Origin of the sequence: Pseudomonas sp. IT-P176, assembly GCF_949767245.1 — a bacterium.
In the GTDB taxonomy this organism is placed as follows: Bacteria; Pseudomonadota; Gammaproteobacteria; order Pseudomonadales; family Pseudomonadaceae; genus Aquipseudomonas.
The window spans coordinates 114,701-138,471 of record NZ_CATKPN010000011.1; the positions used below are offsets into that span (position 1 = coordinate 114,701).

Below are 23,771 nucleotides of genomic sequence, written 5' to 3' on the forward strand. Positions count from 1 at the left end.
GAACATTCTGAACAAAAGTTCGACCTTAGGCTGTTGCGCTATGTAACACCTGGGGATTGGCGTGGAAAAACACGTGCTCAAGTACAGGCCCTACCGCCACCTCGCCAATCTCCTCATACCCCTGACGCTTATAGAACTCCAGATAACGCGGATTCCCGGTGTCGAGCACCACCCCCTGGGAATGCTCGTCTACCGCGCACCAATTGTGCACCGCTTGCAACAGTTGCTCGCCGAAATGCTGGCCCTGGAATTGCGGATGAATCCCCAGCAACGGCAGCACGTGCACCGAGTCCGATGGCACGCAGGCAGCCACGGCCGCGTGATAGTCCAGATAGCGCCGGGTGCAGCGAAAACCCGTGCTGAGCACCATGCGCAGGCGCCAGGCCCAGCTTTCGGTAATGCCCAGGCGCCGCTGCGGCGGCGCGATCAGCGCGATGCCGATCAAGCGGTCATTGACCAGCAGGCCGATGGCGGGCAGATCCTGGAGAAAATGCTGCTTGACCAGTTCGCGCACCGTCGCCCGTACCCGCTGCTCATAGCCGGGGCGCTCGGCCTCAAAAAGAAACTTGAAGGTGGGTTCGTGGCGATAGGCCTGGTACAGCAATGAGCGCGCTTCACGCGAGTAGCCGCTGTCGAGCCGATGGATGTCCGCGATGGCGGTCGATGTTTCAGGCATGAGGTTTATCTCCCCTTGGCGCGGCGCAAATGACCCCGCTCTTGTAAGTACGAGCCCGGCACTGCTGTGATCGTTCCCACGCCCACAGACATTAGCAGCGCATAGGAACTACTGCCACGCTGGCTCCGATCCTACATGTCAGCTAGCATCGCAGTTTTGCCAGGACTGCCGACCATGAAGATCGTCTCGTTCAACATCAACGGCCTGCGCGCCCGCCCCCATCAATTGGCGGCACTGATCGAGAAGCACCAGCCAGACGTCATCGGCCTGCAGGAAACCAAGGTCCACGACGACCAGTTCCCGCTCGCCGAAGTCCAGGCGCTGGGCTACCACGTGTATTACCACGGCCAGAAAGGTCACTACGGCGTCGCCATGCTTTCGCGCCAGGAACCACTGGCGATCCACAAGGGGTTTGCCAGCGATGAAGAAGACGCCCAGCGCCGCTTCATCTGGGGCACCTTCGCCGACGCCAACGGGACGCCGGTGACCATCATGAACGGCTATTTCCCACAGGGTGAAAGCCGCGACCACCCCACCAAGTTCCCGGCCAAGGCGCGGTTCTACAGTGACCTGCAAAACCTGTTGGAAACTCAGTTCAGCAACGACCAGGCGCTGGTGGTGATGGGCGATGTCAACATCTCCCCAGAGGACTGCGACATCGGCATCGGCCCGGACAACATGAAGCGCTGGCTGAAGACCGGCAAGTGCAGCTTCCTGCCTGAGGAACGCGAGTGGATGGCCCGCCTGAAAAACTGGGGCCTGGTGGACAGCTTCCGCCACCTCAACCCGGACGTTGCCGACCGCTTCAGCTGGTTCGACTACCGCAGCCGCGGCTTTGAAGACGAGCCCAAGCGTGGCCTGCGCATCGACTTGATCATGGCGTCCCAAGGCTTGCTGCCACGGATCAAGGCCGCCGGTGTCGACTACGACCTGCGCGGCATGGAAAAACCTTCGGACCATGCGCCGATCTGGCTGGAGCTGAGCTAGGCCGCTGCCTGTCACATCTGCGTAACCTGAATGTCTTAATGTCCCGGCACCTCCCCTGCCCGCCAAAGGTGCCGGCTCCATGTTGCGTGCCCTGTTGCCGCTGCTGTTATGCAGCCTGATGTCCCCGTCGGCCTTCGCCACCGCATTGCCGCTGCCCGGTAACGGCGTGGTGTTGCGTATCCAGGGTTCCAACACCATTGGGGCGGCGCTGGGGCCGGCACTGGCCAAGGGGTTGATGGAAGAACAAGGTTTGCTCAAGGTGCACAGCGAACCCCGTGACAACCCCAACGAACAGCGGCTGGTGGGCCAGACGGCCCAAGGGCAACGGGTGATTATCGAGATCGCCGCCCACGGCTCCAGCACCGGTTTCCTCGCCCTGCACACCACCAGCGCCGATCTGGCGGCCTCTTCGCGTCCAATCAAGGACAGCGAACTGGTGGCACTGGAAGGCCTTGGCGACTTGAAAAGCCCTACGGCCGAACAAGTGATCGCCATCGACGGCCTGGCCATTATCCTGCACCCGCACAACCCGTTGAACCAGTTGAACACCGAGCAACTGGCGCGGATTTTCAGCGGTGAGGTTCGCACCTGGGAAGAACTCGGCGGCGTCGGCGGACCGATTCATCTCTACGCGCGCGATGATCAGTCGGGCACCTACGATACCTTCAAGGACCTGGTACTCAGTGGCCGCGGTAAAACCCTTGCCCGCTCGGCAAGCCGCTTCGAATCCAGTGAACAGTTGTCCGACGCCGTCAGTCAGGACCGCCAGGGCATTGGTTTCATCGGCCTGCCCTACGTGCGCCAGGCCAAGGCGGTGGCGATCGTCGACGGTGCCTCGCAGCCCATGCTGCCACTCACCAGCCTGATCGCCACCGAGGACTATCCACTGTCGCGGCGGCTGTACTTCTATGTGCCGCCGACCGCGCACAATCCCTGGGCCACCGCACTGATAGGTTTTACCCAAAGCCGCCAGGGCCAGGCGCTGGTGGCTGCCAACGGGTTTGTCGCGCAGACCGTGCACGCCATGGATGTCACGGCCAGCCGGCAGATGCCCGAGGGTTATCAGGCGCTGGCTGCCAAGGCGCAACGGCTGACGGTCAACTTTCGTTTCGAGGAAGGCAGCGCCAGCCTCGACAACAAGGCACGCCAGGACCTGTCCCGGGTACTCGACTACCTCAAGCAGCACGGCAAGCTCGACAGACAGGTGAGCCTGGTGGGATTCGGTGACGCCAAGACCGATCCGGAACGCGCCGCCCTGCTCTCGAAACTGCGGGCCATGGCGGTGCGCCGTGAACTGGTGAAAAACGGCGTGGTGCTGCGTGACATTCGCGGTTTTGGTGCGCAGATGCCGGTGGCCGCCAACAGTGACGACGAAGGCCGGATCAAGAATCGCCGGGTCGAGGTCTGGGTCTACTGACGCCCTGGCCGGTGTACGGCAGCTAGTCGGGCTGGCGGATCAGGTAGGTGTCCATGATCCAGCCGTTGGCTAGTCGCGCCGCCTGCCTGACCTGCTCGATCTGGTCGGCGACGTCCTTGAGTTTACCGGCGATGAGGATTTCATCCGCGGTGCCCAGGTAGGCGCCCCAGTAGATTTGCTGCTCCTGATCCGCCACCTGCTGGTAGGCATCTTGCGCGTCCAGCATCACCACCAGACTGTCGGCCGCACTCACCTGCCCCGCTGCCAGGCGTCGCCCGGTGGTGATCTCGACGGCGCCGCCGATGCGGTTCAACGCCACTTTGTGCCGCGCCGCCAGGGCCTGGACGCTGCTGATACCAGGGATCACCTCATAGTCAAAGGTGCAGCGACCAGCGTCGAGAATTGCCTGCAGGATACGCAGGGTGCTGTCGTACAAACCCGGATCCCCCCACACCAGAAACGCCGCACATTCATCGTCGGCCATTTGCTCGTTGATCAGCCGCTCGAAGGTCTGCTGCTTGTCGCTATTGAGCGCCTGCACACTGGCGCTGTAGTCGAGAGTATCAGGCCTGCGTTGTGGACTGTGGGCCTCGACGAAACGGTAACCCGGCTGACTGATATAGCGGGCACAGATTTCCCGCCGCAGGTCGATCAGGCTGTCCTTGCTCGGGCCCTTGTCCATCAGGAAAAACACATCGACCCGGTTCAATGCCTTGACCGCTTGCATCGTGATGTAGTCAGGGTCGCCGGCACCAATGCCGATCACCAGGAGCTGTTTCATGCCAGGGGTTCCTCGACGGGCGCGCCACTGTCCATCAGGCGCAGGCGCCAGCGGCCGTTGAAACGCAGTTCGGTGGCGGACAAGGGTTCGACATCAATCATCTGGAAGGCGCTGGGCGAGCACTGCAGCACATGAATCATGGCTGCACGAATCACCCACGGGTGAGTCACGGCCAGGTAATGCCCGGGGTGACTGCCCAGGCTGTCGAGCCAGCACCCCACCCGCTGGATCAGTTGCACCACCGACTCCCCGCCATGGGGTGCCGAATGCGGATCGTCGAGCCAGGCCTGCAGCGCCAGTGGCTCGTGTTGTTGCAGGTGGTCGATGGACAAGCCGCGCCAACGACCGAAATCACAGTCATCCAACGCCGGCACATGGCGCAGGTCATTGCCGAACAACGCAGCGGTCTGCCGCACACGCATCTCGCCACCGCCGAGTAATCGCGGGGGCCGCTTGAAGGCGCCGGCGCGACTGCCGCGGACCGCCTGCCAGTCCATTTCCAATGGTTCGTCCAGAGGCAATCGCGCCCGCTTCTGGGCGACGGTGCGGGCGTGGCAAATCAAGGTCAAACGGGTTACCGACACGCAGGTTCACTCGCAGGCTGTGACAGGAAAAACTCGCCGAACGGCTAGCATAATGCTGCGTCACCTGGGGATGATCAACTAGTATGGCCCGCGGTCGACGGAGGTTGACCCAGCGCACTTGCAACGCGTGGAACCCGACAGTGATCGTCAAGCCTGGCCAGCGTGGCCCGGTCGTTCTGATACAGGAGTTTATCCATGCTGGTCCTACGCCCAGTCGAGCCATCCGATCTGCCCCAGTTACAGCAACTGGCGCGAGAGAGCCTGGTAGGGGTCACGTCCTTGCCGGACGACAGCCACTGCCTGCTGCAGAAAATCCGCGACTCCCAGCGCTCGTTTGCCAGCCCGGTACAGAGCAATGGCCGGGAGAACTACTGCTTTGTCCTGCACGACCTGGAGCACCAGCGTTTGCTCGGCTGCGCGGAAATCGTCGCCACCGCCGGCTACCAGCAACCGTTCTACAGCCTGCGCAACCGCCCATTCATCAGCGCGTCCCGGGAACTGAACGTACACCATGGCGTACCGGCGCTGTCGTTGTGCCAGGACCTCAGCCCCCACACCCTGCTGCGCGGCCTGCACATCGACGCAGAACTGCAGCACACGGCTTTCTGCGAACTACTCTCGCGAGCCCGGCTGATGTTCATTGCCGCGCATCCCCAACGGTTTGCCGAAACGGTGATTACCGAGATCGTCGGCTACAGCGACGCGGCGGGCGAGTCACCCTTCTGGAATGCCCTGGGCAAGCACTTTTTCAACCTGTCCTACGTCGAGGCCGAACGCCTCTGTGGGCTGCAGGACCGCAGTTTTCTCGCCGAGCTGATGCCCCATTATCCGATTTATGTACCGATGCTCACGCCAGACGCCCAGGCATGCATTGGCCGGGTCCATCCCGCAGGCCAGGAAGCCTTCGACATCCTCGAGCGCGAAGGCTTCGAAACCAACAGCTACGTCGACCTGTTCGACGCCGGCCCGACGCTGTTTGCACGCACCCCCAGCATCCGCTCGATTGCCCACAGCCGCACGGCGACCGCCCGCCGAGGCACCGCGCACGCGGGCCAGACCACCTACCTGATCTGCAATGACGCCGTGGATGACTTTCGCGCGATGGTGGTCGAACTGGACTGGAGCGCCGACGAGCCGGTGACCCTCGACCCCGCCACCCTGGCGGCCTTGCATCTGACTGACGGCAGCCCGCTGCGATTGGTCGCCCTATGAGGCCGGTGTTGAGTGGCCAGGGAACCGGCCGATGATCGTGCGCCCGGTACACAGCGGCGACCTGTCGGCCGTGCTGGCCCTGGCACAATGTGCAGGCCCCGGGTTCACCACCCTGCCGGCCAACGAAGAGCGCCTGGCCCACCGGATCCGCTGGGCCCAACGGACCTTTGCCAGTCAGGTTGAACGGGCGGACGCCGACTACCTGTTCGTGCTCGAGGACGACGACCAGCAAGTGCTCGGGGTCAGCGCGCTGGGCGGCGCCGTAGGCCTGCGCGAGCCCTGGTACAACTACCGTGTCGGGCTGACAGTCAATCGGTCCGCAAGCCTGGGTATCGAACAACAGTTACCGACGCTGTTTCTTAACAATGACATGACTGGCCAATCGGAGGTCTGCTCGTTGTTCCTGCACCCGGCGCATCGACTGGGCCACAACGGCCGACTGCTGTCGCTCGCACGCCTGCTGTTTGTCGCCGAGTACCCGCAGTTGTTCGGCGACAAACTGATTGCCGAGTTACGTGGCAGCGCCGACGCGCAAGGGTGTTCACCGTTCTGGGACAGCCTGGGTCGACACTTTTTTCGACAAGACTTCCGGCATGCCGATCATCTGTCGGGGCTGGGCAACAAAACGTTGATCGCCGAGTTGATCCCGCGTCAGCCGCTGTACACCTGCCTGCTCACCGAGCAGGCCCGGGACGTCATCGGCAAGGCCCATGAAAACGCCGAGCCGGCCCGCAGGATCCTGGATGCCGAGGGGTTCGTCCATCAGGGTTATGTCGACATCTTTGATGCGGGACCGGTGATCGAAGCCCCGGTCGGGACTATCCGCGCGGTGCGCGATAGCCAGCCGCTGAGCCTGTTGATCGGTTCACCTGATGACCAGGCGCCGGTGTGGCTGATCCACAACCGCCGCCTGGAAAACTGCCGCATCACCGTCGCCCGCGCACAGCGTGATGGCAGCAACCTGCTGGTGGATCGGTCGACCGCCCGCCGCCTGCAATTGCAACCGGGCAACCTGGTGCGCGCGGTCGCCCTCTACGCCGAACAGCAACAGACTGCAGCGGCAGTCCTTTCAGGGGCAGCAGGTTTATCCCAGAAGCACACGCCATCGTCGACGAGCATTGCGCTACAGTGACGCTCACCAAAAAAGGAGCCCGTATGGGATTTTCAACGGAAGAAAAACAAACACTGTTAAGCGTCAAGGGGGTCGGCCCGACGGTGGTCCAGCGCCTTGAACAACTGGGGTTCACCACCTTGCTGCAACTGAGCCAGGCCAATGCCCGCGAGATCGTGGTCCAGGCGTCGGCAGTGGTCGGCTCCACCTGCTGGAAGAACAGCCCGCAGGCACGTGCCGCGATTGAGGCGGCGATCGCCAAGGCACGACAATCCAGTGATGCAAGCCAGGCCTGAGTGCTGGCAGATTGACAACAAAAAGCCCGCATCTGGCGGGCTTTTTGTCTATGGGGTCAAATCCTTTTGTCCGTTCAATCTGCACCTGCGAATGTCAGAATTTCGTGAAAAAAAGCCCCCGTGCAGGAAAAAAGGACAGACGGCCCTCCCTCCTCACCACCGCTCGCCGATGCCTCGTATCAGGGCTTGCGGCAATTGCGGCTCAGCCTCATCCACCACCGCCCTGGCCAACGGATCATGCACTTGCAGTAGCGGCTTGCGGCCATCACCTCCCGGGCAGCTGCTGAGTCCCAGGGGGTTGACCCAAGTCGTTGGATTCACTGCGTACTGATAGGCGTTGAGGCCAGCCGCCAGGCGGTTCGGGGCCGGTGTCAGGTAACGCCCCAGGTGCGGGCAATAGTAGCGATGGCGGTTGTAGTGCAAGCCCGTTTCCTCGTCGCAGTACTGCCCCTGGAAACGCAGCGGCTGCTCCACAGGCTCGTGGCCCAAATGCTCAAGACCGACTATTTGGCCGCCGGCCTGATAGGTCGCCGCCCAGACGATTTCGCCATGGCTGTCCGTCAATTCCTGGGGGGTACCGAGATGATCGAGCTGATAGTAGAACCGGCGGCTATCGCCTGCAGCGCCTCTCTCGACCAGGGCCAACGGGCGGAAAGTGTCGGGTTCATAAAGATAGTGACGTTGATGATCGCCGCTGATTTCGCCAACCAGCCGTTGCCCTTGCCAGACGAACTCGGTGGTACTGCCATCGACAGTCTTGGCACTGCGCCGGCCAAAAGGGTCATAGCGGTAGCTGGCCCGGCTTCCATTGGGCAGGACCACCGCGTTCAAGCGATGCTGGCAGTCATAGTGGTAATGGGTCACCTGCGCAGGTTGATCGTCCCGGCGTACGCGGATCAGGTTGCCAAAGGCATCGTAGTCGTAATGGCAGTCGCCAGGATCCGGTAGGCGATTGCCACACGGGTCGTACGCGAACCGTTGCCCCGGCGCGCCCCGTGAGTGTCGCACCCGGACCAGGCGGTTGCCGGCGTCGTAATAAAAACTGCGCTGACCGTGGTGGCTGTCGGCGATGCTCGCCAGGTTGCCGCTGACCCCATAACTGTAGTGCCGCAAGTACAGCGGACGCTGTGGCTGATTGACGGCGTGGGCCTGCAGGCGACCCCGTGCGTCGTAGTGATACTGACTGAGCAACCGGCCCTGTTGGCGCTGCTGCTCCTGCCCGCGCTCGAAGCGATGGCTGGACAGCTGCTCACCGTTGTAACCAATGGTTGCGAGGCTGCCATCGGTGGCGAAGTGATAATCGACCCAGTGGTTGTCCGGTAACTGCATGCGCTCGAGCTGGCCGCTGGCGTTGTAGCTGTAGCGCAAGCAGGCCCAGCCCTGCTGCTCGCTGAGCAGCCGTCCCTGCAGATCGTAGGTGAAGATCAGTGGCCAGTCGCTGTCATCGTCGACTCGGCTCAGGCGCCCCTTTGGGTCGTAGTCATAGGCCACCCGGCTGGCGTCGGGCAATGTCTTGAGCAGCAGGCGCCCCGTCCTGTCACGCTGGTACGCCGTGACCAGGGCACAGCCGTCAGTCGCCCATTGGCTTTTCTGCAGCAGATGGCCCTGGTGATCATAGGCAAATGTGAAGCGCCGTCCGTCAAAAGTCCGCTCCTGCTCGATCCGCCCATTGGCGCCCCGCTCCAGCCGATACACCTCACCGACTGGGTTTTCGATCTCCGACAACAACCCACTGCTACGGTCATGGCGATAGTACAACTGGCTACCATCCGGATTGATCCGTCGGCTGATCAGGTGCAGGTGGCGGTCGTACTCGTAACGTGTGACCTGGCCCAGTTCATCCTGCTCGGCACTGACCTTGCCGTAGGCGTTATAGCTGAAGGTCCGGGTGGCACCATCGGCCGCCAATACTTGTCGCAATCGGCCCTCGGCGTCATGTCGGTAGCGGGTGACCTGGCCGTGGGGGTCGATCTGTTCGCAGATATCGCCGTGGGCATTGCGCCGGTAGGTCCAGCGCAGGCCGTCGACGGTCAAGATAAAGCAGGGTTCATGGGCAGGTATGAGCATCCGTTGTCTCTCTGCAGAACGAGGGTCAGTGATTCTGCGCGAGCGTCCAGAAGTGTTGAACGGGTCGGGGTAAAATCAGAATTGCCCTGGACGATTCGAGACCCATCGTGCAGGTATCAGGGCACAAGGACTACAGACGTACCTCACCCTTGAGGATGTCGAACAGCGCCTGGGCGGCTGCCGACAGTTCGTGGCCGGGCTTGGTCAGGATGCCGATGGCGCGCTCGACCACCGGTTCACCCAAGGTGATGCAATGGGCACCCAGTTCGCGCATTTGCGCGGCACACAAGGCTGGCACGGCGCTGACCCCCAGGCCGCTGGCGACCATGCGCCCGACCGTCGCCAGTTGGTGACTTTCAAAGGCCACCGGCAGGCGGGTCTGGCGCGCTTGCAGGTGCTCTTCGAGCATCACCCGCACCGTCGACGGACGCTGCAAGGTAATGAAGGGCTGCTCCAGCAGGGTGTTCCAGTCGATTTCGCTGAGACCGGCCAGCGGCGAATCACTGGGCACCACCGCGACAAAACGGTCGACATAGAGCGCCGAGAACTGCAGCGATGAACTCTGCATCGGCTCGAACGCCACGCCCAGCTCCACCTGACGGTCGCGCACCATCTCCAGCACCTGCTCGTTGATCACGTCGTTCACCGTGACGTTGACTTTCGGGTAACGCGCGCGGAAGGTCTTGAGGATCGGCGGCAGCAGGTTGCCGGCAAACGAAGGCATCGCCGCCAGGGTCACTCGCCCGCGCTGCAGGGTGAAACGCTGGCGCATTTCGTCCTCGGCGTTGTCCCAGTCGGCAATCAGGCGCCGGGCCAGGGGCAGCAGGGACTCGCCTTCGGGGGTCAGCGCGACATTACGCGTGGTGCGGCTGAACAATCGTCCGCCGAGGCTTTCTTCCAGGGCCTTGATGGTCAGGCTCAGCGCCGACTGCGACAGGTGCAGCCGCTCACAGGCCACGGCGAAGCTCAAACTCTGGGCCACGGCGAGAAACGCGCGGATCTGCTTGACGGTCATCTGCGTTCCTTATTATGAAGTACGTCACGGATTAACGAGTTTAATCTATTAATCCACCTTAAAAATCAACTTATCAAATGAATCGGATGGCGCAACACTCAACCCCATACGGCTAGCCAGCCGCCCACAAAGAATAAAAGAGGTGCATATGGCAGGTTTCGACAAGCGCGTGAGTTCCTATGAAGAGGCCCTCGCCGGCCTTGAAGACGGCATGACCGTGATCGCTGGCGGTTTCGGCTTGTGCGGCATTCCGGAAAACCTGATTGCCGAGATCAAACGCAAGGGCACGCGCGACCTGACCGTGGTTTCCAACAACTGCGGCGTCGACGGTTTTGGCCTCGGCGTGCTGCTCGAAGACCGGCAGATCAGCAAGGTGGTGGCGTCCTACGTCGGTGAAAACGCCCTGTTCGAGAAACAACTGCTGAGCGGTGAAATCGAAGTGGTGCTGACCCCACAAGGCACCCTGGCAGAAAAAATGCGCGCTGGCGGCGCGGGTATCCCTGCATTCTTCACTGCTACCGGCGTCGGCACGCCCGTGGCCGAAGGCAAGGAAGTGCGTGAGTTCCATGGCCGCCCGTACCTGATGGAAGAGTCCATCACCGGCGACTTCGCCATCGTCAAAGGCTGGAAAGCCGACCACTTCGGCAACGTGGTCTATCGCCACACCGCCCAGAACTTCAACCCGCTGGCCGCCACTGCCGGCAAGATCACCGTGGTCGAAGTCGAAGAGATCGTCGAGCCTGGCGAGCTGGACCCTGCGCACATCCATACCCCTGGCATCTACGTTGACCGGGTGATCTGCGGCACGTTCGAAAAACGCATCGAACAGCGCACCGTGCGCAAGTGATCCACGCCCCCAGCCCGACGAACAACGGAGAATAAAAAATGGCTCTTACCCGCGAACAAATGGCTCAACGCATCGCCCGCGAAATGCAGGACGGCTACTACGTGAACCTGGGCATCGGCATTCCGACCCTGGTTGCCAACTACATTCCCGAAGGCATGGAAGTCATGCTGCAGTCGGAAAACGGCCTGCTCGGCATGGGCGCTTTCCCGACAGATGATCAGGTCGACGCCGACATGATCAACGCCGGCAAACAAACGGTGACCGCGCGTATTGGCGCATCGATTTTCTCTTCCGCCGAATCCTTCGCGATGATTCGCGGCGGCCACATCGACCTGACCGTGCTCGGCGCGTTCGAAGTCGACGTACAAGGCAACATCGCCTCCTGGATGATCCCGGGCAAACTGGTCAAGGGCATGGGCGGCGCAATGGACCTGGTAGCCGGTGCCGACAACATCATCGTCACCATGACCCACGCCTCCAAGGACGGTGAGTCCAAGCTGCTGAGCCATTGCAGCCTGCCACTGACCGGCGCCAACTGCATCAAGCGGGTCCTGACTGACCTGGCCTACCTGGAAATCGAAAACGGCGCCTTCATCCTCAAGGAACGCGCACCAGGGGTCAGCGTCGAGGAAATCGTCAGCAAGACTGCCGGTAAACTGATCGTTCCCGAACACGTTCCCGAAATGCAGTTCGCCTGAACCCTTTGAGGAGAAATACGATGCAAGAAGTCGTGATTGTCGCCGCCACCCGGACTGCCATCGGCAGCTTCCAGGGTTCGCTGGCCAGCATCCCGGCGCCGGAACTCGGTGCCGCGGTGATTCGCCAGTTGCTGGCACAGACCGGTCTGGCCGCCGACCAGGTGGATGAAGTGATCCTCGGCCAGGTCCTGACCGCAGGCTCGGGCCAGAACCCCGCGCGCCAGGCCTCGATTCTCGCCGGTCTGCCCCACGCGGTGCCGGCGCTGACCCTGAACAAAGTCTGCGGTTCGGGCCTCAAGGCCCTGCACCTGGGCGCCCAGGCGATCCGCTGCGGCGACGCCGACGTGATCATCGCCGGCGGCATGGAAAACATGAGCCTGGCGCCGTATGTGTTGCCAGCCGCCCGCACCGGCCTGCGCATGGGTCACGCGAAGATGGTCGACAGCATGATCAGCGACGGCCTGTGGGATGCGTTCAACGATTACCACATGGGTATCACCGCCGAGAACCTGGTGGACAAGTACAGCCTCAGCCGTGAGGAACAGGACGCCTTCGCCGCCGCCTCCCAGCAGAAGGCCACGGCCGCCATCGAAGCCGGGCGTTTTGCCGACGAGATCACGCCGATCCTGATTCCCCAGCGCAAAGGCGATCCGCTGACCTTCGCGGTCGATGAACAACCGCGCGCCGAGACCACCGCCGCCTCCCTGGCCAAGCTCAAGCCGGCGTTCAAGAAAGACGGTAGCGTCACCGCCGGCAACGCCTCTTCGCTCAACGACGGCGCCGCTGCCGTGCTGTTGATGAGCGCTGAAAAAGCCAAGCAACTGGGCCTGCCAGTACTGGCGAAGATCGCCGCCTACGCCAATGCCGGTGTCGACCCGGCGATCATGGGCATCGGCCCGGTATCGGCCACCCGCCGCTGCCTGGACAAGGCTGGCTGGAACCTGGCGCAACTGGACCTGATCGAAGCCAACGAAGCATTCGCCGCGCAGTCCCTGGCGGTTGGCAAAGAGCTGCAGTGGGATGCGAGCAAGGTCAACGTCAACGGTGGCGCGATTGCCCTCGGCCACCCGATCGGCGCCTCGGGCTGCCGCGTGCTGGTGTCGTTGCTGCACGAGATGATCAAGCGCGACGCCAAGAAAGGCCTGGCTACCCTGTGCATCGGTGGCGGCCAAGGCGTGGCATTGGCCATCGAACGGGACTGATTCAACCCGCAGTTGTGGGAGCGGGCCATTCAGCCTGACACACCGCTATCGCTGGCAAGCCAGCTCCCACAGGTTGAGTGGGCGTACCCAAAATCTTCGAACACCCAGAACCACTGTGGGAGCGGGCTTGCCCGCGATGGGGCCGGTCCATTCAACATTGATGGTGCCTGACATACCGCCATCGCTGGCAAGCCAGCTCCCACAGGTTGAGTGGGTGTACCCAAAATCTTCGAACACCCAGAACCACTGTGGGAGCGGGCTTGCCCGCGATGGGGCCGGCCCATTCAACATCGATAGTGCCTGACATACCGCCATCGCGGGCAAGCCAGCTCCCACAGGTTGAGTAGGTGTACCCAAAATCTTCGAACACCCCAGAACCACTGTGGGAGCGGGCTTGCCCGCGATGGGGCCGGCCCATTCAACATCGATGGTGCCTGACTCACCGCCATCGCGAGCAAGCCCGCACCTACAAGCTGGCAGTCGCAAACTCTTCCTGCAGCATCGCGACGAACGCTTCCCGGGCCGGGTGATGCCGGGAGTGTTCGTGCCAATAGAACAGGTTGTCGATGGCCGTCAGCTCCGGGAATTCGTAGCTGGCCCAGCCGGCGCCCGGTCCGTACTGTTCGAAAATCCCCCTGGGCACCAGCGCCACGCCGGCCCCCGCACTGACGCAACCGACAATGCTGCCGTAACTGGCAATGCTGATGATCGGCAAGGCCTCCCCCTGCCCTAGCAGCCAGCGCTCCAGCGTTGCCCGGTACGGGCACCCCGAGGGCCACATGAAGATCGACTTGCCGCGCAGGTCGGCGGCCTCGCGCAACGGTCCCAGAGACGGCGACGCGATCAGCACCAGGTCTTCGCGGTACATGAGCTTGCGCTTGAGCAGTGGTCGCTCGACGTCGACCGCCACAATCACCCCGTCGAGCTTGTGCAGGAGCGTGTCCTCGAGCAACTGCGCCCAAGGCCCGGTCGTCAGCTCCAGGGCGACCGCCGGATAACGCCTATGGAATCGGGCCAACAACCTGGGCAGGCGGCCGCTGGCCGATGATTCGATCGCGCCGATGCGCAGCGGCCCGGACGGCGGCGCTCCCGGATCCACGGCACGCTTGGCTTCCTCGGACAGTGCCAGGATCTGCGCAGCGTAGGTCAGGAAGATTTCACCGGCCGGGCTGATCTGCAACCCCCGCCCCGCCCGGTAAAACAGCTCGACGCCCAGTTCGCTTTCCAGCGACTTGAGGCGCGCGGTGATGTTCGAGGGCACGCAATGCAGCAGCTGCGCAGCACGGGCAATGCTGCCGGTCTCGAAAACCGTCTTGAACATGCGAATCTGCGCCAGCTCCATACATCACCAAAAGTGAACATTCACCTCATGTTAAGTCAGTTGTAGTGAATAGGTAAGGCTCCAATACTCAAGGGGCAGAAGCCGTCACCTCGTCGCGGTCTTCGTTGCGCACCTGACCTGGCAGGCCGACCTGATGCCCACTCGTTCAACCCTGAAGATTCTCCTGGCCGTGCTGTTTGTGATCGTCTGCTGGGGTTACTCGCCGACCGGCATCCGCATCGGCCTGACCGCCTATGAACCCGGACACCTGGCGTTGTTGCGGTTCCTCGTGGCCTCGTTGTTGATGGCGTTGATCGCAGCCTGCAAGGGCATCGAGCTACCGCGCCTGCGCGACCTGCCACTGTTGCTCATGCTGGGATTGTTTGCCGTGAGCCTGCACCACATTGCGCTGAATTTCGGTCAACGCGGGGTCAGTGCCGGCGCCGCCAGCGTGCTGGCGCAGTCAACCCCGTTGTTCAGCGCGCTGCTGGCACATTTCATCTTCAACGACCGCGTCAGCGCCTGGCGTTGGGGATGTGTGGTGCTGGGGATGTGTGGCGCCGGCATCGTGGTCGCCGGTGATCGCGGCCTGGGCAGCATCGACCCCCACGGCCTGTTGATCCTGCTGGCCGCGCTGTCCTGGAGCCTGTACTTCGCCCTGCACAAACGCCATTGCCAGCGTTACAGCGGCCTGACCATGGTCTGCTACACGGTATGGTCCGGCACCCTGCTGTTGCTGGTGTTCCTTCCGGGCCTGGGCGCTGCGGTGGCCAGGGCACCGGTGCAGGTTCACCTGGCGGTGACGATTCTCGGGGTGTTCCCCAGTGCCCTGGCCTATCTGGCCTGGGCCTTTGTCTTGCGCCAGGTCGAGGCCAGCCGCGCCGCCATGGCGCTGTACCTGACACCTCCCACCGCCATGTTGATTGCCGCCGCCCTGCTGGGAGAACGGCCGGGATTGATGGTGATGGTGGGAGCGCTGGTGGTGTTGATCAGCGTGCTGGCGATGAACCTGGAGCAGCGGTGGGGGGTGGCCTGGTCAAGTCGATGACCTATGCAGGAGCACCCCCGCTCGAGTTTCAATCATCCAGCGGCTGTGGTGGTTTCGCCGGCTTGGCAGGCTTGGCGGCCTTGGTGCCTTTGGCTGGCGTTTCGGCGACCGCAGGTGCCGGTGGTGCCGCTTCTTTCTCGGCGGCAGGCAACTGGTCGACGGTCTCGAACAGCGCCTTGGCGTCTATCGGGCCCAGGTGTTCGAGTTTCTTCTCGCCGTCCTTGCCCACCAGGATGACCTTGGTCTCACCGCTGACCCCCAGTTTCAGTTCGCGAATCAACGCCATGGTGGTTTGCGCATCCAGGTCCTTGCCATCGCGCTGGCCCATCAACTGGACCACGGTGTAGAGCACCATGCTGCGGTCCTGGAAGGCTTTTTTGGTGGCCGGGTCGTCGAGGGATTTTTTCAGGTTGACCAGCGTCGGGTCGATGCTGCTGGGGGCGATGACAATCAGCGGCCGGCTCTTGCCGCGTTCCTGGGCCAGAGGCGTGTCGTTGTCGGCAGCGAACAAGGGGCCCGCGACAGCCAGCAAAGTAGCGAGGGTCAATGACCGAATGAGCATGCGCATCTCCTTTTGATTTTCACGCTTATGATTGCGCATCAAGGCGAAAGATCCAGTTTTGATGTGGGAAATTTCTATCGCCATGTTGCCAAGCTTAGGTCAGCAGGGTTAATCCGCCACTGCCCACCAGCCTCAAAGGAACGGGCATAGCGTGCAAAGCGCCAGGCAAGACCAACGGCCAGGCGCATCTATACAACGCGTACTACACTGTTAGTGTTCCCAATAGGGGGACGTAGCCAAATCCGCGTCCGTCAGCAGCGTGCCTGCCCATTACCACGTTCATGACGCTGGAACCAATGGCCACTTCGTAAGCGTCCTGTGGGGCCCTGCCCCACAGCGACAACTCTGCAGGACGACGACTTCGCGTCCAACACGCCCGGACATGGTCTATGCCCGGGCATTCGCGTGGCAGGCAGTTCGCCCACGGTCGTCCCGATCATCCATCCGACCATCGCCTGACAGGCTGCTGTCGCTGCATGGTGTGCCTGGTTCAGCGGTGGCCTTTTTCAGGAGGCGCGGTTATGGACGAAGGCAAACTGCAGGACTTCATGGGCAAGCTGGTGACCGACATGGGCGGTGCCGCGATGCTCGCCAATGTGATCGTCGGCGAAGAGCTGGGCCTGTATCGAGCCATGGCGGACAGCCTGCCGGTGACCCCCGAGGCACTGGCCACCAAGACCGGCTGCAATGCCCGGCTGTTGCGTGAATGGCTCAGCGCCCATGCGGCATCAGGCTACATGGAGCATGTCGACGGGCAGTTCCGCCTGCCGGAAGAACAGGCCATGGCGCTCGCCCACGAGGACTCCCCGGTGTATGTCGCAGGTGGTGCCGGGGTAATAGCCGCCCTGTACCACGACAAGGACAAACTGCTGGCGGCCATGCGCGGCGACGGTGCATTGGCCTGGGGCGATCACCACCCATGCATGTTCAGTGGTACCGAACGCTTCTTCCGACCCGGCTACCGCGCCCACCTGGTGGATGAATGGCTGCCCGCCCTGGAAGGCGTGGTCGACAAGCTCAAAGCCGGCGCCAAGGTGGCGGATATCGGTTGCGGCCACGGGGCTTCCACCGTGGTCATGGCCAAGGCCTTCCCGGCCTCGACCTTTGTTGGCTTCGACTACCACGCACCCTCCATCGCCACCGCCAACCAACGCGCCGAAGAAGGCGGCGTGGCCGACCGCGCGCAGTTCATCCAGGGCACCGCCAAAAACTACCCGGGCCACGACTACGACCTGGTCTGCTATTTCGACTGCCTGCACGACATGGGCGACCCGGTGGGCGCGGCCAAGCACGCCTATCGATCGCTCAAGGCCGATGGCAGCGTGCTGTTGGTGGAACCTTACGCCAGCGATCAACTGGACCAGAACAGCACCCCGGTAGGTCGCTTGTTCTACGCCGCCTCGACCTTCATCTGCACGCCCAACTCGCTGTCCCAGGAAGTGGGCCTGGGGCTGGGGGCGCAAGCGGGTGAGGCACGGTTGCGGGACGTGTTCAGCGAAGCCGGGTTCAAACACTTCCGCCGCGCGGCGGAAACCCCGTTCAACCTGATTCTGGAGGCGCGCAAGTAACTGGAGAATGGCCAGGCACTGCGGCAACAGTGCCCGGCCAGCGCCCTGAATCAGAACGCCAGCTTGTAGCCGATGAACACCAGCATGGCCGCCAGGCACGGACGCAGCACGCCGTCGGAGACTTTGCCGGTCAGGTGACTGCCGATGTAGATCCCCGGCAGCGACCCCATCAGCAGGAACCCCAGCAGGTGCCAGTCCATGTTGCCCATGCTCGCGTGGCCAAGGCCGGCGACCAGGGTCAAGGGCACGGCGTGGGCGATTTCGGTACCCACCAAACGTTTGGTGGCCAGGAACGGGTACAGCAGGAATAGCGCCACAGTGCCCAGGGCACCGGCGCCAATGGACGTCAGCGCCACCATCACCCCGAGCAACGCCCCGGTGCCGATGGTCAGCAGATTGAGTTTGCGCTCGCTCAGGTGATAGTGATCGCCCGCGTGTTTATGGGCGAAGGCCAGTAACTGCTTCTTGAAGAAAATCGCCAGCGCGGTCAGCAACAGCACAAAACCCAGGGCCTGCTTGATGATCGCGTTGGTCGCCTGGGCGTCGTTGTTGAAGAAGGTGAGAAACAGCAGGGTCAGGGCCACGGCCGGCACACTGCCTGCGGTCAGCCAGCCGGTGATTTTCCAGTCGATGTTCTTGTTCTTCTGATGAACCAGCACCCCACCGGACTTGGTGATCGCCGCGTACAGCAGGTCGGTGCCGACGGCGGTGGCCGGGTTGATACCGAACCACAGCAGAATCGGGGTCATCAACGAGCCGCCACCAATACCGGTCATACCGACAATAAATCCGACAACCAAGCCTGCAACTACAAAACCCAAATTACCGAAATCCATTGCCATACCTTACAGAACCAGCGTGACGAGCAAAAACTGGCAGGCAGCATAGCGATTTTTCTTATAACCACTTATATCAATGTGATCTGACTTTATAACCACGCGTGCAGCCCCCCTGCCTCAATCCCGGCTGCTCCTACAGGGGGCTTGTGTTCACACGCCAGCCTGTTTCTCCAGTTGCACCTGCAATTGCGGATCGAGCTTCAACGCTGCGGCCAACTCGTCGAGGTAGGCGCGCTCGGCATCCTGCTGGCTATCGACCAGCATCACGCTGGCCAGGTACATTTCCGCAGCGATGGCCGGGTCGGTGGCCGATTGCGCGACGTCATTGGCGTCCAGCGGCTTAGCGACTTCGTCATCGAGCCACTGTTGCAGGTCGGGGTCGTCGGTGTGCCGGCCGATCTCGGTGCTGATCATCTGCTTCTCTTGGTCGTCAATACGCCCGTCAGCCTTGGCGGCGGCGATCAGTGCCCGCAACACGGCATGGCTATGGGCTTCGATCTGCGGCCCGGCGAGCAACTGGTCAACGGTCTGCGGCGCCTGTTGCGGGGCTGAAGCCTGGCTGCGTTGCCAGGCTTGATAGGCCTGGAACGCCATCATCCCCAGGGACGCCAGCGCGGCGTAGTTGGTGCCGCTGGAGCGACCCTGGGTCGTACCGCCGCCGGCCCCCGCCCCACCCAGCAATCCCCCCAGCCCGCCCAGCAGGCCACCCAAACCACCGAGGCCACCGGCACCAGCAGCGGCGCCACCACCGCCTGCGCCCAACAGGCCGCCGAGCAACCCGCCCAGGTCACCCAGACCGCCTTGCCCACCCGCGGCACCACCGCCCTGTTGGCCCTGCGCGCCCTGGCCGGCGCGCAGTAATTGTTCAAGCAGATCGCTGGTATTCATGGCAGTGCCCTCTTCGATGGCAGGAGTTCAGTCAGGCAACTCTAGCCCCACACAGCCATTGCGCCATGACCGTCTGGCTGACATAAAGCGCCAAACTGATATTTTTATTTTCACTGTATTGATTAATGAATTATTTCATGTCAATCATAGACCCATAAGAAGGGCATCCGCCCCCTACTCACGGAGTCAACACGATGAACACGACCGGACTTCTGGCTGCTCTGGCCTTCTGTGCCGCCAGCACCCTCGCCCACGCCGACGACAGCACCTTGCGCATTGGCATCGAAGCCGCCTACCCGCCGTTTTCCTTCAAGACCCCGGAAGGTGAGATCAGCGGATTCGACTATGACGTCGGCAATGCGCTGTGTGATGAGATGAAGATCAAGTGCCAGTGGGTGGTCCTGGCCTTCGATGGGATGATCCCGTCGCTCAAGGTGCGCAAGGTCGATGCGATTCTGTCATCGATGTCGATCACCCCCGATCGTCTGAAGTCCGTCGACTTCACCAAGAAGTACTACCACACCCCCGGCAAGCTCGCGATGAAGGACGACGTGGTAATCAACGACCCGTTGCTGGATCTCAAGGGCAAGAAGGTCGGCGTGCAGCGTGCCTCGACCTACGACCGCTACGCCACCGAGCAACTGGCCCCGGCCGGGGTCGAGGTGGTGCGCTACTCCTCGCAAAGCGAAGCCTCGCTGGACCTCGCCTCAGGTCGCCTGGACGCGACCCTGGCGGACATCGTCAACACCGACGAAGCCTTTATCAAGACCCCGGCCGGCAAGGGTTTTGCCCTGGTGGGCCCGGACATCAACGACCCCAAGTACTTCGGCCGGGGTGCAGGGATTGCCTTGCGCAAAGGTGACACGGCCAACGCCGAGCGCCTGAACGCCGCGATCGACACCCTGCGCACCAACGGCAAATACCAGCAGATCATGGGCAAGTACTTCGCCTATGACATCTACGGTTCGACTGCTGAGTAAAGGTGGGTAAAGCAACTGCAGAGTTGCTTGCATGGCCGTCATCGCGGGCAAGCCCGCTCCCACCGGGGCATGGGTGGAATACAGATGTGAGTTCGCCCCCGATCCAATGTGGGAGCGGGCTCGCCCGCGATGGCGGTGGGCCTGCCGACATCGATGTTGAAGGTGCCAGCCTCATCGCGGGCAAGCCCGCTCCCACAGGTTTCACCCCTTGTCTGATCGTCATCAACCCCTGTCGTCCCGCACGCCCAACACGTGTCGGGTGAGGATTTCATCATGTTGCACGGCTACGGATCGAGCATTCTCGATGGCGCCTGGCTGTCGATCAACCTGGCCCTGAGTGCCATGGCGTTGGCCATTACCCTGGGCCTGCTCGGCGCGGCGTTTCGCCTGTCGCCGGTCAAGTGGCTGGCGAATCTGGGCGAGGCCTATACCACGGTGATTCGTGGCATCCCCGACCTGGTACTGATCCTGCTGATTTTCTACGGCGGCCAGGACCTGGTGAACCGTATTGCCCAAGGCGTTGGCTACGAGCAGTACATCGACATCAACCCGTTTGTCGCGGGGGTCTGCACTATGGGGTTCATCTTCGGAGCCTACCTGTCGGAAACCTTTCGCGGCGCCTTCATGGCCATTCCCGCGGGCCAGGGCGAAGCCGGCCGGGCCTATGGCCTGAGCGGCTGGCAGGTGTTCTGGCGGATCCTGGTGCCACAGATGATCCGCTTCGCCATTCCCGGTTTCACCAACAACTGGTTGGTACTGACCAAGTCCACCGCGCTGATTTCGGTGATCGGCCTGCAGGACATGATGTTCAAGGCCAAGAACGCCGCCGATGCGACCCATGAACCCTTCACGTTTTACCTCGCGGTTGCGGCGCTGTACCTGGTGATCACCAGTGTCTCGCTGGTGCTGCTGCGCACCCTGGAAAAACGTTATTCGGTCGGCATCAAAGCCGCCGACCTGTGACCGGGAGACCCTGACCATGCTCGACTACACCTTGATCTGGGACAGCCTGCCGCTGTACTTCGGCGGCGCCCTGCTGACCCTCAAGCTGCTGCTGATTTCCCTGGCCCTGGGCCTGATTTTGGCGGTGCCCCTGGCCCTGATGCGCGTCTCCCGGGCGCCCTGGCTCAACGCACCGGCCTGGCTCTACACCTACGTCATCCGGGGCACCCCGATGCTGGTGCAGTTATTCCTGATCTACTACGGCCTGGCGCAATTCGAGGCGGTGCGTCACAGCGTGCTCTGGCCGTACCTGTCCAGCGCGACCTTCTGTGCCTGCCTGGCCTTCGCCCTCAACACCAGTGCCTACAGCGCCGAACTGCTGGCGGGGAGCCTGAGGTCGACCCCCGGCGGCGAGATCGAAGCCGCCAAGGCCATGGGCATGTCGCGCCTGACCCTGTACCGACGCATCCTGCTGCCCTCGGCGCTGCGCCGGGTGCTACCGCAGTACAGCAACGAAGTGTTGATGATGCTGCAAACCACCAGCCTGGCCTCCATCGTCACCCTGGTGGACATCACCGGCGCGGCGCGCACGGTCAGTTCGCGCTACTACATGCCGTTCGAAGCCTTCATCACCGCCGCCCTGATGTACCTGGCCCTGACGTTCATCCTCGTGCGCCTGTTCAAGCTCGCCGAGCGCCACTGGCTGGCGCACCTGGCCCCACGTAAACACTAAGGAATTGCCATGCAGCACATTCAACACGTCCTGCCCTGGAGCGCCAGCGGCACGCAACGCACCCTCTCGGTGTTCCGCTTCGGCAGCGGCCCGCGCAAGGCTTATATCCAGGCGTCCCTACACGCCGACGAACTGCCCGGCATGCGTGTCGCGGTCGAACTCAAGCGCCGGCTGCGCGAACTCGAAGCACAAGGCCGCCTGAATGGGGTCATCGAACTGGTGCCGATGGCCAATCCGATTGGCATCGGACAGATGTTCCAGGCCACCCACCAGGGGCGCTTCGAATTCAACAGCGGCAAGAATTTCAACCGCGACTTCCCGGCACTCGCCGATGCGGTGGCCGAACGGGTCGCCGGCCAACTGGGCAGCGATGCCGAGAGCAACGTGGGATTGATTCGCGAGGCCATGGTCCAAGCACTCAATCAACTGCCGGGCGCCGCGTCGGAACTCGACGGCCTGCGCGTGCTGCTGATGCAGCACGCTTGCACCGCCGATGTGGTGCTGGACCTGCACTGCGACTTCGAGTCGATCATGCTGCTCTACGCCCTGCCCCAGAACTGGCCACGGGTACGCTCGCTGGCCGCGCGCCTGGCGGCCGGCGCGGTGCTGCTGGCCGAGGACGCTGGCGGCAATGCCTTCGATGAAGCTTGCGCGGTGCCATGGCTGCACCTGGCCGAACGTTTCCCGCAGGCCAACATTCCCCTGGCCTGTGTGGCGACCACTGTGGAACTGCGAGGCATGCTCGACACCGAGGGCGATACCTGCGCGCTGGATGCCGAACAGATCCTCGGCTACCTGGCCGAAGTCGGCCTGATCAGCGGTGACTGGCCAACCGCGCCGGTCGAATGCTGTGAAGCGACGCCCTTTGCCGGAGCCCAGTACGCCTATGCGCCGCACCCGGGCGTGGTGAGTTTCCTGCAACCGGTGGGCGCCCGCGTCAAGGTCGGCGACCCGTTGTTCGAGGTGCTCGACCCCCTGACCGACCGCCACAGCGTGGTCACCGCCAGCACCGATGGCATCCTTTACGCCCGCGAACGCCTGCGTTTTGCCCAGCCCGGGTTGTGGTTGGCCAAGGTCGCAGGCAGCACCCCCATTCGCCAGGGTCGCTTGCTCAGCGACTGACTCCCGAGACCAAGACCATGAACACACTGGAAATTCGCGACCTGCACAAATCCTATGGCAGCGTCGAAGTACTCAAGGGCGTTTCACTCCAGGCCAGGGCCGGCGATGTGATCAGCATCATCGGCTCCAGCGGTTCGGGCAAAAGCACCTTCCTGCGCTGCATCAACCTGCTGGAGCAACCCAACGCCGGCGAGATCGTGCTCAACGGCGAACCGCTCAAGCTGCTGGCCAACAAGACCGGCGGGCTCAAGGCTGCCGACCCCAGGCAACTGCAGCGCATGCGCTCGCGCCTGGCCATGGTGTTCCAGCACTTCAACCTGTGGTCGCACATGAGCGCCCTGGAAAACGTCATGGAGGCCCCGGTGCATGTGCTGGGGATGGACAAGAAGGCGGCGCGGGAAAAGGCCGAGCACTACCTGGATAAAGTCGGCGTCTCCCATCGCAGGGGCGCCTACCCGGCCCATATGTCCGGGGGCGAGCAGCAGCGTGTGGCGATCGCCCGGGCGCTGGCCATGGAGCCTGAGGTGATGCTGTTCGATGAGCCGACTTCGGCCCTCGACCCGGAACTGGTGGGCGAAGTGCTCAAGGTCATGCAGGACCTGGCCCTGGAGGGCCGGACCATGGTGGTGGTGACCCACGAAATGGGCTTTGCCCGGGAAGTGTCGAACCAGTTGGTGTTCCTGCACAAAGGCGTGGTCGAGGAACGGGGCGTGCCTCGTGACGTGCTCGCCAACCCCCAGTCCGAACGCCTGCAACAGTTCCTGGCCGGCAGTTTGAAGTAATGCGCTGATCGGTGCCGGCCGTCGCGAACGCAGTGCCGATGCGCTTCGGCTACACTGGCGCCCACTTATGTCGAGGGGGCGCTGTCGACCCCT

At 62.7% G+C, this 23,771-nt stretch carries 23 protein-coding genes and 1 pseudogene; 15 read left to right on the plus strand and 9 right to left on the minus strand.

Annotated elements, in window-relative coordinates; all coding sequences use genetic code 11:
- Positions 1-25: 25 nt before the first annotated feature.
- Positions 26-676 carry a GNAT family N-acetyltransferase gene (locus ACM6IP_RS00610; protein WP_095169296.1) on the minus strand — a complete coding sequence of 217 codons (651 nt, stop codon included), beginning with the start codon at positions 674-676 and terminating at the stop codon, positions 26-28.
- A 174-nt stretch (positions 677-850) separates the two neighbouring features.
- On the opposite strand from ACM6IP_RS00610, the gene xthA reads away from it, so the two are divergent.
- Positions 851-1,663, plus strand: a complete 813-nt coding sequence (xthA, locus tag ACM6IP_RS00615; RefSeq protein WP_095169297.1) for an exodeoxyribonuclease III — start codon at positions 851-853, stop codon at positions 1,661-1,663.
- A 79-nt stretch (positions 1,664-1,742) separates the two neighbouring features.
- Positions 1,743-3,080: a substrate-binding domain-containing protein gene (locus ACM6IP_RS00620; RefSeq protein ID WP_414860697.1), complete on the plus strand. Its 1,338-nt coding sequence runs from the start codon at positions 1,743-1,745 to the stop codon at positions 3,078-3,080.
- Positions 3,081-3,102: 22 nt separating this feature from the next.
- Here ACM6IP_RS00620 and cobF read toward each other — a convergent pair whose 3' ends face one another.
- On the minus strand, positions 3,103-3,861 hold the full coding sequence (cobF, locus tag ACM6IP_RS00625; RefSeq protein ID WP_414860698.1) for a precorrin-6A synthase (deacetylating): 759 nt from the start codon (positions 3,859-3,861) through the stop codon (positions 3,103-3,105).
- Positions 3,858-4,445 (minus strand): histidine phosphatase family protein, encoded by a 588-nt coding sequence (locus tag ACM6IP_RS00630; protein WP_414860699.1) that lies wholly within the window; start codon positions 4,443-4,445, stop codon positions 3,858-3,860. Before ACM6IP_RS00630 ends, cobF begins: the two co-directional genes overlap by 4 nt.
- A gap of 195 nt (positions 4,446-4,640) precedes the next feature.
- On the opposite strand from ACM6IP_RS00630, the gene ACM6IP_RS00635 reads away from it, so the two are divergent.
- Genes ACM6IP_RS00635 through ACM6IP_RS00645 form a run of 3 tightly spaced genes read left to right on the plus strand, consistent with a single transcriptional unit; the run spans position 4,641 to position 7,064 of the window.
- Positions 4,641-5,657 carry an arginine N-succinyltransferase gene (locus ACM6IP_RS00635; protein ID WP_414860700.1) on the plus strand — a complete coding sequence of 339 codons (1,017 nt, stop codon included), beginning with the start codon at positions 4,641-4,643 and terminating at the stop codon, positions 5,655-5,657.
- A gap of 31 nt (positions 5,658-5,688) precedes the next feature.
- Positions 5,689-6,789 (plus strand): arginine N-succinyltransferase, encoded by a 1,101-nt coding sequence (gene astA / locus ACM6IP_RS00640; protein WP_414860701.1) that lies wholly within the window; start codon positions 5,689-5,691, stop codon positions 6,787-6,789.
- A gap of 23 nt (positions 6,790-6,812) precedes the next feature.
- Positions 6,813-7,064 carry a helix-hairpin-helix domain-containing protein gene (locus ACM6IP_RS00645; RefSeq protein WP_414860702.1) on the plus strand — a complete coding sequence of 84 codons (252 nt, stop codon included), beginning with the start codon at positions 6,813-6,815 and terminating at the stop codon, positions 7,062-7,064.
- Positions 7,065-7,217: 153 nt separating this feature from the next.
- On the opposite strand, the pseudogene ACM6IP_RS00650 reads toward ACM6IP_RS00645, so the two are convergent.
- A pseudogene (locus ACM6IP_RS00650) lies at positions 7,218-9,089 on the minus strand (RHS repeat-associated core domain-containing protein); the annotation flags it as partial.
- A gap of 172 nt (positions 9,090-9,261) precedes the next feature.
- The gene (locus ACM6IP_RS00655; RefSeq protein ID WP_414860703.1) at positions 9,262-10,146 is read right to left on the minus strand and encodes a LysR substrate-binding domain-containing protein; all 885 of its coding nucleotides are present in this window, start codon (positions 10,144-10,146) and stop codon (positions 9,262-9,264) included.
- Between the two features lie 148 nt (positions 10,147-10,294).
- Here ACM6IP_RS00655 and ACM6IP_RS00660 point away from each other — a divergent pair, with 148 nt between their 5' ends.
- The 3 genes from ACM6IP_RS00660 to ACM6IP_RS00670 are packed head-to-tail and all read left to right on the plus strand — an operon-like array spanning position 10,295 to position 12,893.
- Positions 10,295-10,993 carry a CoA transferase subunit A gene (locus ACM6IP_RS00660; protein WP_095169306.1) on the plus strand — a complete coding sequence of 233 codons (699 nt, stop codon included), beginning with the start codon at positions 10,295-10,297 and terminating at the stop codon, positions 10,991-10,993.
- Between the two features lie 38 nt (positions 10,994-11,031).
- Positions 11,032-11,691 (plus strand): CoA transferase subunit B, encoded by a 660-nt coding sequence (locus ACM6IP_RS00665; RefSeq protein ID WP_414860704.1) that lies wholly within the window; start codon positions 11,032-11,034, stop codon positions 11,689-11,691.
- Between the two features lie 20 nt (positions 11,692-11,711).
- Positions 11,712-12,893, plus strand: coding sequence for an acetyl-CoA C-acetyltransferase (locus ACM6IP_RS00670; protein ID WP_414860705.1), 1,182 nt, complete (start codon positions 11,712-11,714; stop codon positions 12,891-12,893).
- Positions 12,894-13,359: 466 nt separating this feature from the next.
- Here the strand turns inward: ACM6IP_RS00670 and ACM6IP_RS00675 are convergent, their stop codons facing one another.
- Positions 13,360-14,235 carry a LysR family transcriptional regulator gene (locus ACM6IP_RS00675; RefSeq protein WP_414860706.1) on the minus strand — a complete coding sequence of 292 codons (876 nt, stop codon included), beginning with the start codon at positions 14,233-14,235 and terminating at the stop codon, positions 13,360-13,362.
- 133 nt (positions 14,236-14,368) lie between these two features.
- On the opposite strand from ACM6IP_RS00675, the gene ACM6IP_RS00680 reads away from it, so the two are divergent.
- Positions 14,369-15,262: a DMT family transporter gene (locus tag ACM6IP_RS00680; protein WP_095170983.1), complete on the plus strand. Its 894-nt coding sequence runs from the start codon at positions 14,369-14,371 to the stop codon at positions 15,260-15,262.
- 28 nt (positions 15,263-15,290) lie between these two features.
- Here ACM6IP_RS00680 and ACM6IP_RS00685 read toward each other — a convergent pair whose 3' ends face one another.
- Complete coding sequence (locus tag ACM6IP_RS00685; RefSeq protein WP_095171069.1) at positions 15,291-15,824, minus strand: DUF4174 domain-containing protein; 534 nt, start codon at positions 15,822-15,824, stop codon at positions 15,291-15,293.
- A gap of 521 nt (positions 15,825-16,345) precedes the next feature.
- Between ACM6IP_RS00685 and ACM6IP_RS00690 the strand changes: the two genes are divergently transcribed.
- Positions 16,346-17,392 (plus strand): class I SAM-dependent methyltransferase, encoded by a 1,047-nt coding sequence (locus ACM6IP_RS00690; RefSeq protein ID WP_414860707.1) that lies wholly within the window; start codon positions 16,346-16,348, stop codon positions 17,390-17,392.
- Positions 17,393-17,442: 50 nt separating this feature from the next.
- Here ACM6IP_RS00690 and ACM6IP_RS00695 read toward each other — a convergent pair whose 3' ends face one another.
- Positions 17,443-18,228: a sulfite exporter TauE/SafE family protein gene (locus tag ACM6IP_RS00695; RefSeq protein ID WP_095170987.1), complete on the minus strand. Its 786-nt coding sequence runs from the start codon at positions 18,226-18,228 to the stop codon at positions 17,443-17,445.
- A 153-nt stretch (positions 18,229-18,381) separates the two neighbouring features.
- The gene (locus ACM6IP_RS00700; RefSeq protein WP_414860708.1) at positions 18,382-19,119 is read right to left on the minus strand and encodes a tellurite resistance TerB family protein; all 738 of its coding nucleotides are present in this window, start codon (positions 19,117-19,119) and stop codon (positions 18,382-18,384) included.
- A 194-nt stretch (positions 19,120-19,313) separates the two neighbouring features.
- Here ACM6IP_RS00700 and ACM6IP_RS00705 point away from each other — a divergent pair, with 194 nt between their 5' ends.
- From ACM6IP_RS00705 to ACM6IP_RS00725, 5 genes are all read left to right on the plus strand, one after another.
- Positions 19,314-20,099, plus strand: a complete 786-nt coding sequence (locus tag ACM6IP_RS00705) for an ABC transporter substrate-binding protein (RefSeq protein WP_095170990.1) — start codon at positions 19,314-19,316, stop codon at positions 20,097-20,099.
- 273 nt (positions 20,100-20,372) lie between these two features.
- A complete protein-coding gene (locus tag ACM6IP_RS00710) occupies positions 20,373-21,062 on the plus strand; it encodes an ABC transporter permease (protein ID WP_095170992.1) in 690 nt (229 codons plus the stop codon).
- Positions 21,063-21,078: 16 nt separating this feature from the next.
- Complete coding sequence (locus tag ACM6IP_RS00715; protein ID WP_401128135.1) at positions 21,079-21,774, plus strand: ABC transporter permease; 696 nt, start codon at positions 21,079-21,081, stop codon at positions 21,772-21,774.
- A 9-nt stretch (positions 21,775-21,783) separates the two neighbouring features.
- Entirely contained in the window at positions 21,784-22,896 is a 1,113-nt protein-coding gene (locus ACM6IP_RS00720) for a succinylglutamate desuccinylase/aspartoacylase family protein (protein WP_414860709.1), read from the plus strand.
- Between the two features lie 17 nt (positions 22,897-22,913).
- A complete protein-coding gene (locus ACM6IP_RS00725) occupies positions 22,914-23,678 on the plus strand; it encodes an ABC transporter ATP-binding protein (RefSeq protein WP_401128130.1) in 765 nt (254 codons plus the stop codon).
- Positions 23,679-23,771: the final 93 nt, after the last annotated feature.

What these genes read in the sequence shown, in the direction of transcription:
- ACM6IP_RS00610 (WP_095169296.1), bottom strand. Translation starts at nt 676, where the DNA reads ATGCCTGAAACATCGACCGCCATCGCGGACATCCATCGGCTCGACAGC.
- xthA (WP_095169297.1), top strand. Translation starts at nt 851, where the DNA reads ATGAAGATCGTCTCGTTCAACATCAACGGCCTGCGCGCCCGCCCCCAT.
- ACM6IP_RS00620 (WP_414860697.1), top strand. Translation starts at nt 1,743, where the DNA reads ATGTTGCGTGCCCTGTTGCCGCTGCTGTTATGCAGCCTGATGTCCCCG.
- cobF (WP_414860698.1), bottom strand. Translation starts at nt 3,861, where the DNA reads ATGAAACAGCTCCTGGTGATCGGCATTGGTGCCGGCGACCCTGACTAC.
- ACM6IP_RS00635 (WP_414860700.1), top strand. Translation starts at nt 4,641, where the DNA reads ATGCTGGTCCTACGCCCAGTCGAGCCATCCGATCTGCCCCAGTTACAG.
- astA (WP_414860701.1), top strand. Translation starts at nt 5,689, where the DNA reads ATGATCGTGCGCCCGGTACACAGCGGCGACCTGTCGGCCGTGCTGGCC.
- ACM6IP_RS00645 (WP_414860702.1), top strand. Translation starts at nt 6,813, where the DNA reads ATGGGATTTTCAACGGAAGAAAAACAAACACTGTTAAGCGTCAAGGGG.
- ACM6IP_RS00655 (WP_414860703.1), bottom strand. Translation starts at nt 10,146, where the DNA reads ATGACCGTCAAGCAGATCCGCGCGTTTCTCGCCGTGGCCCAGAGTTTG.
- ACM6IP_RS00660 (WP_095169306.1), top strand. Translation starts at nt 10,295, where the DNA reads ATGGCAGGTTTCGACAAGCGCGTGAGTTCCTATGAAGAGGCCCTCGCC.
- ACM6IP_RS00665 (WP_414860704.1), top strand. Translation starts at nt 11,032, where the DNA reads ATGGCTCTTACCCGCGAACAAATGGCTCAACGCATCGCCCGCGAAATG.
- ACM6IP_RS00670 (WP_414860705.1), top strand. Translation starts at nt 11,712, where the DNA reads ATGCAAGAAGTCGTGATTGTCGCCGCCACCCGGACTGCCATCGGCAGC.
- ACM6IP_RS00675 (WP_414860706.1), bottom strand. Translation starts at nt 14,235, where the DNA reads ATGGAGCTGGCGCAGATTCGCATGTTCAAGACGGTTTTCGAGACCGGC.
- ACM6IP_RS00680 (WP_095170983.1), top strand. Translation starts at nt 14,369, where the DNA reads ATGCCCACTCGTTCAACCCTGAAGATTCTCCTGGCCGTGCTGTTTGTG.
- ACM6IP_RS00685 (WP_095171069.1), bottom strand. Translation starts at nt 15,824, where the DNA reads ATGCTCATTCGGTCATTGACCCTCGCTACTTTGCTGGCTGTCGCGGGC.
- ACM6IP_RS00690 (WP_414860707.1), top strand. Translation starts at nt 16,346, where the DNA reads ATGGACGAAGGCAAACTGCAGGACTTCATGGGCAAGCTGGTGACCGAC.
- ACM6IP_RS00695 (WP_095170987.1), bottom strand. Translation starts at nt 18,228, where the DNA reads ATGGATTTCGGTAATTTGGGTTTTGTAGTTGCAGGCTTGGTTGTCGGA.
- ACM6IP_RS00700 (WP_414860708.1), bottom strand. Translation starts at nt 19,119, where the DNA reads ATGAATACCAGCGATCTGCTTGAACAATTACTGCGCGCCGGCCAGGGC.
- ACM6IP_RS00705 (WP_095170990.1), top strand. Translation starts at nt 19,314, where the DNA reads ATGAACACGACCGGACTTCTGGCTGCTCTGGCCTTCTGTGCCGCCAGC.
- ACM6IP_RS00710 (WP_095170992.1), top strand. Translation starts at nt 20,373, where the DNA reads ATGTTGCACGGCTACGGATCGAGCATTCTCGATGGCGCCTGGCTGTCG.
- ACM6IP_RS00715 (WP_401128135.1), top strand. Translation starts at nt 21,079, where the DNA reads ATGCTCGACTACACCTTGATCTGGGACAGCCTGCCGCTGTACTTCGGC.
- ACM6IP_RS00720 (WP_414860709.1), top strand. Translation starts at nt 21,784, where the DNA reads ATGCAGCACATTCAACACGTCCTGCCCTGGAGCGCCAGCGGCACGCAA.
- ACM6IP_RS00725 (WP_401128130.1), top strand. Translation starts at nt 22,914, where the DNA reads ATGAACACACTGGAAATTCGCGACCTGCACAAATCCTATGGCAGCGTC.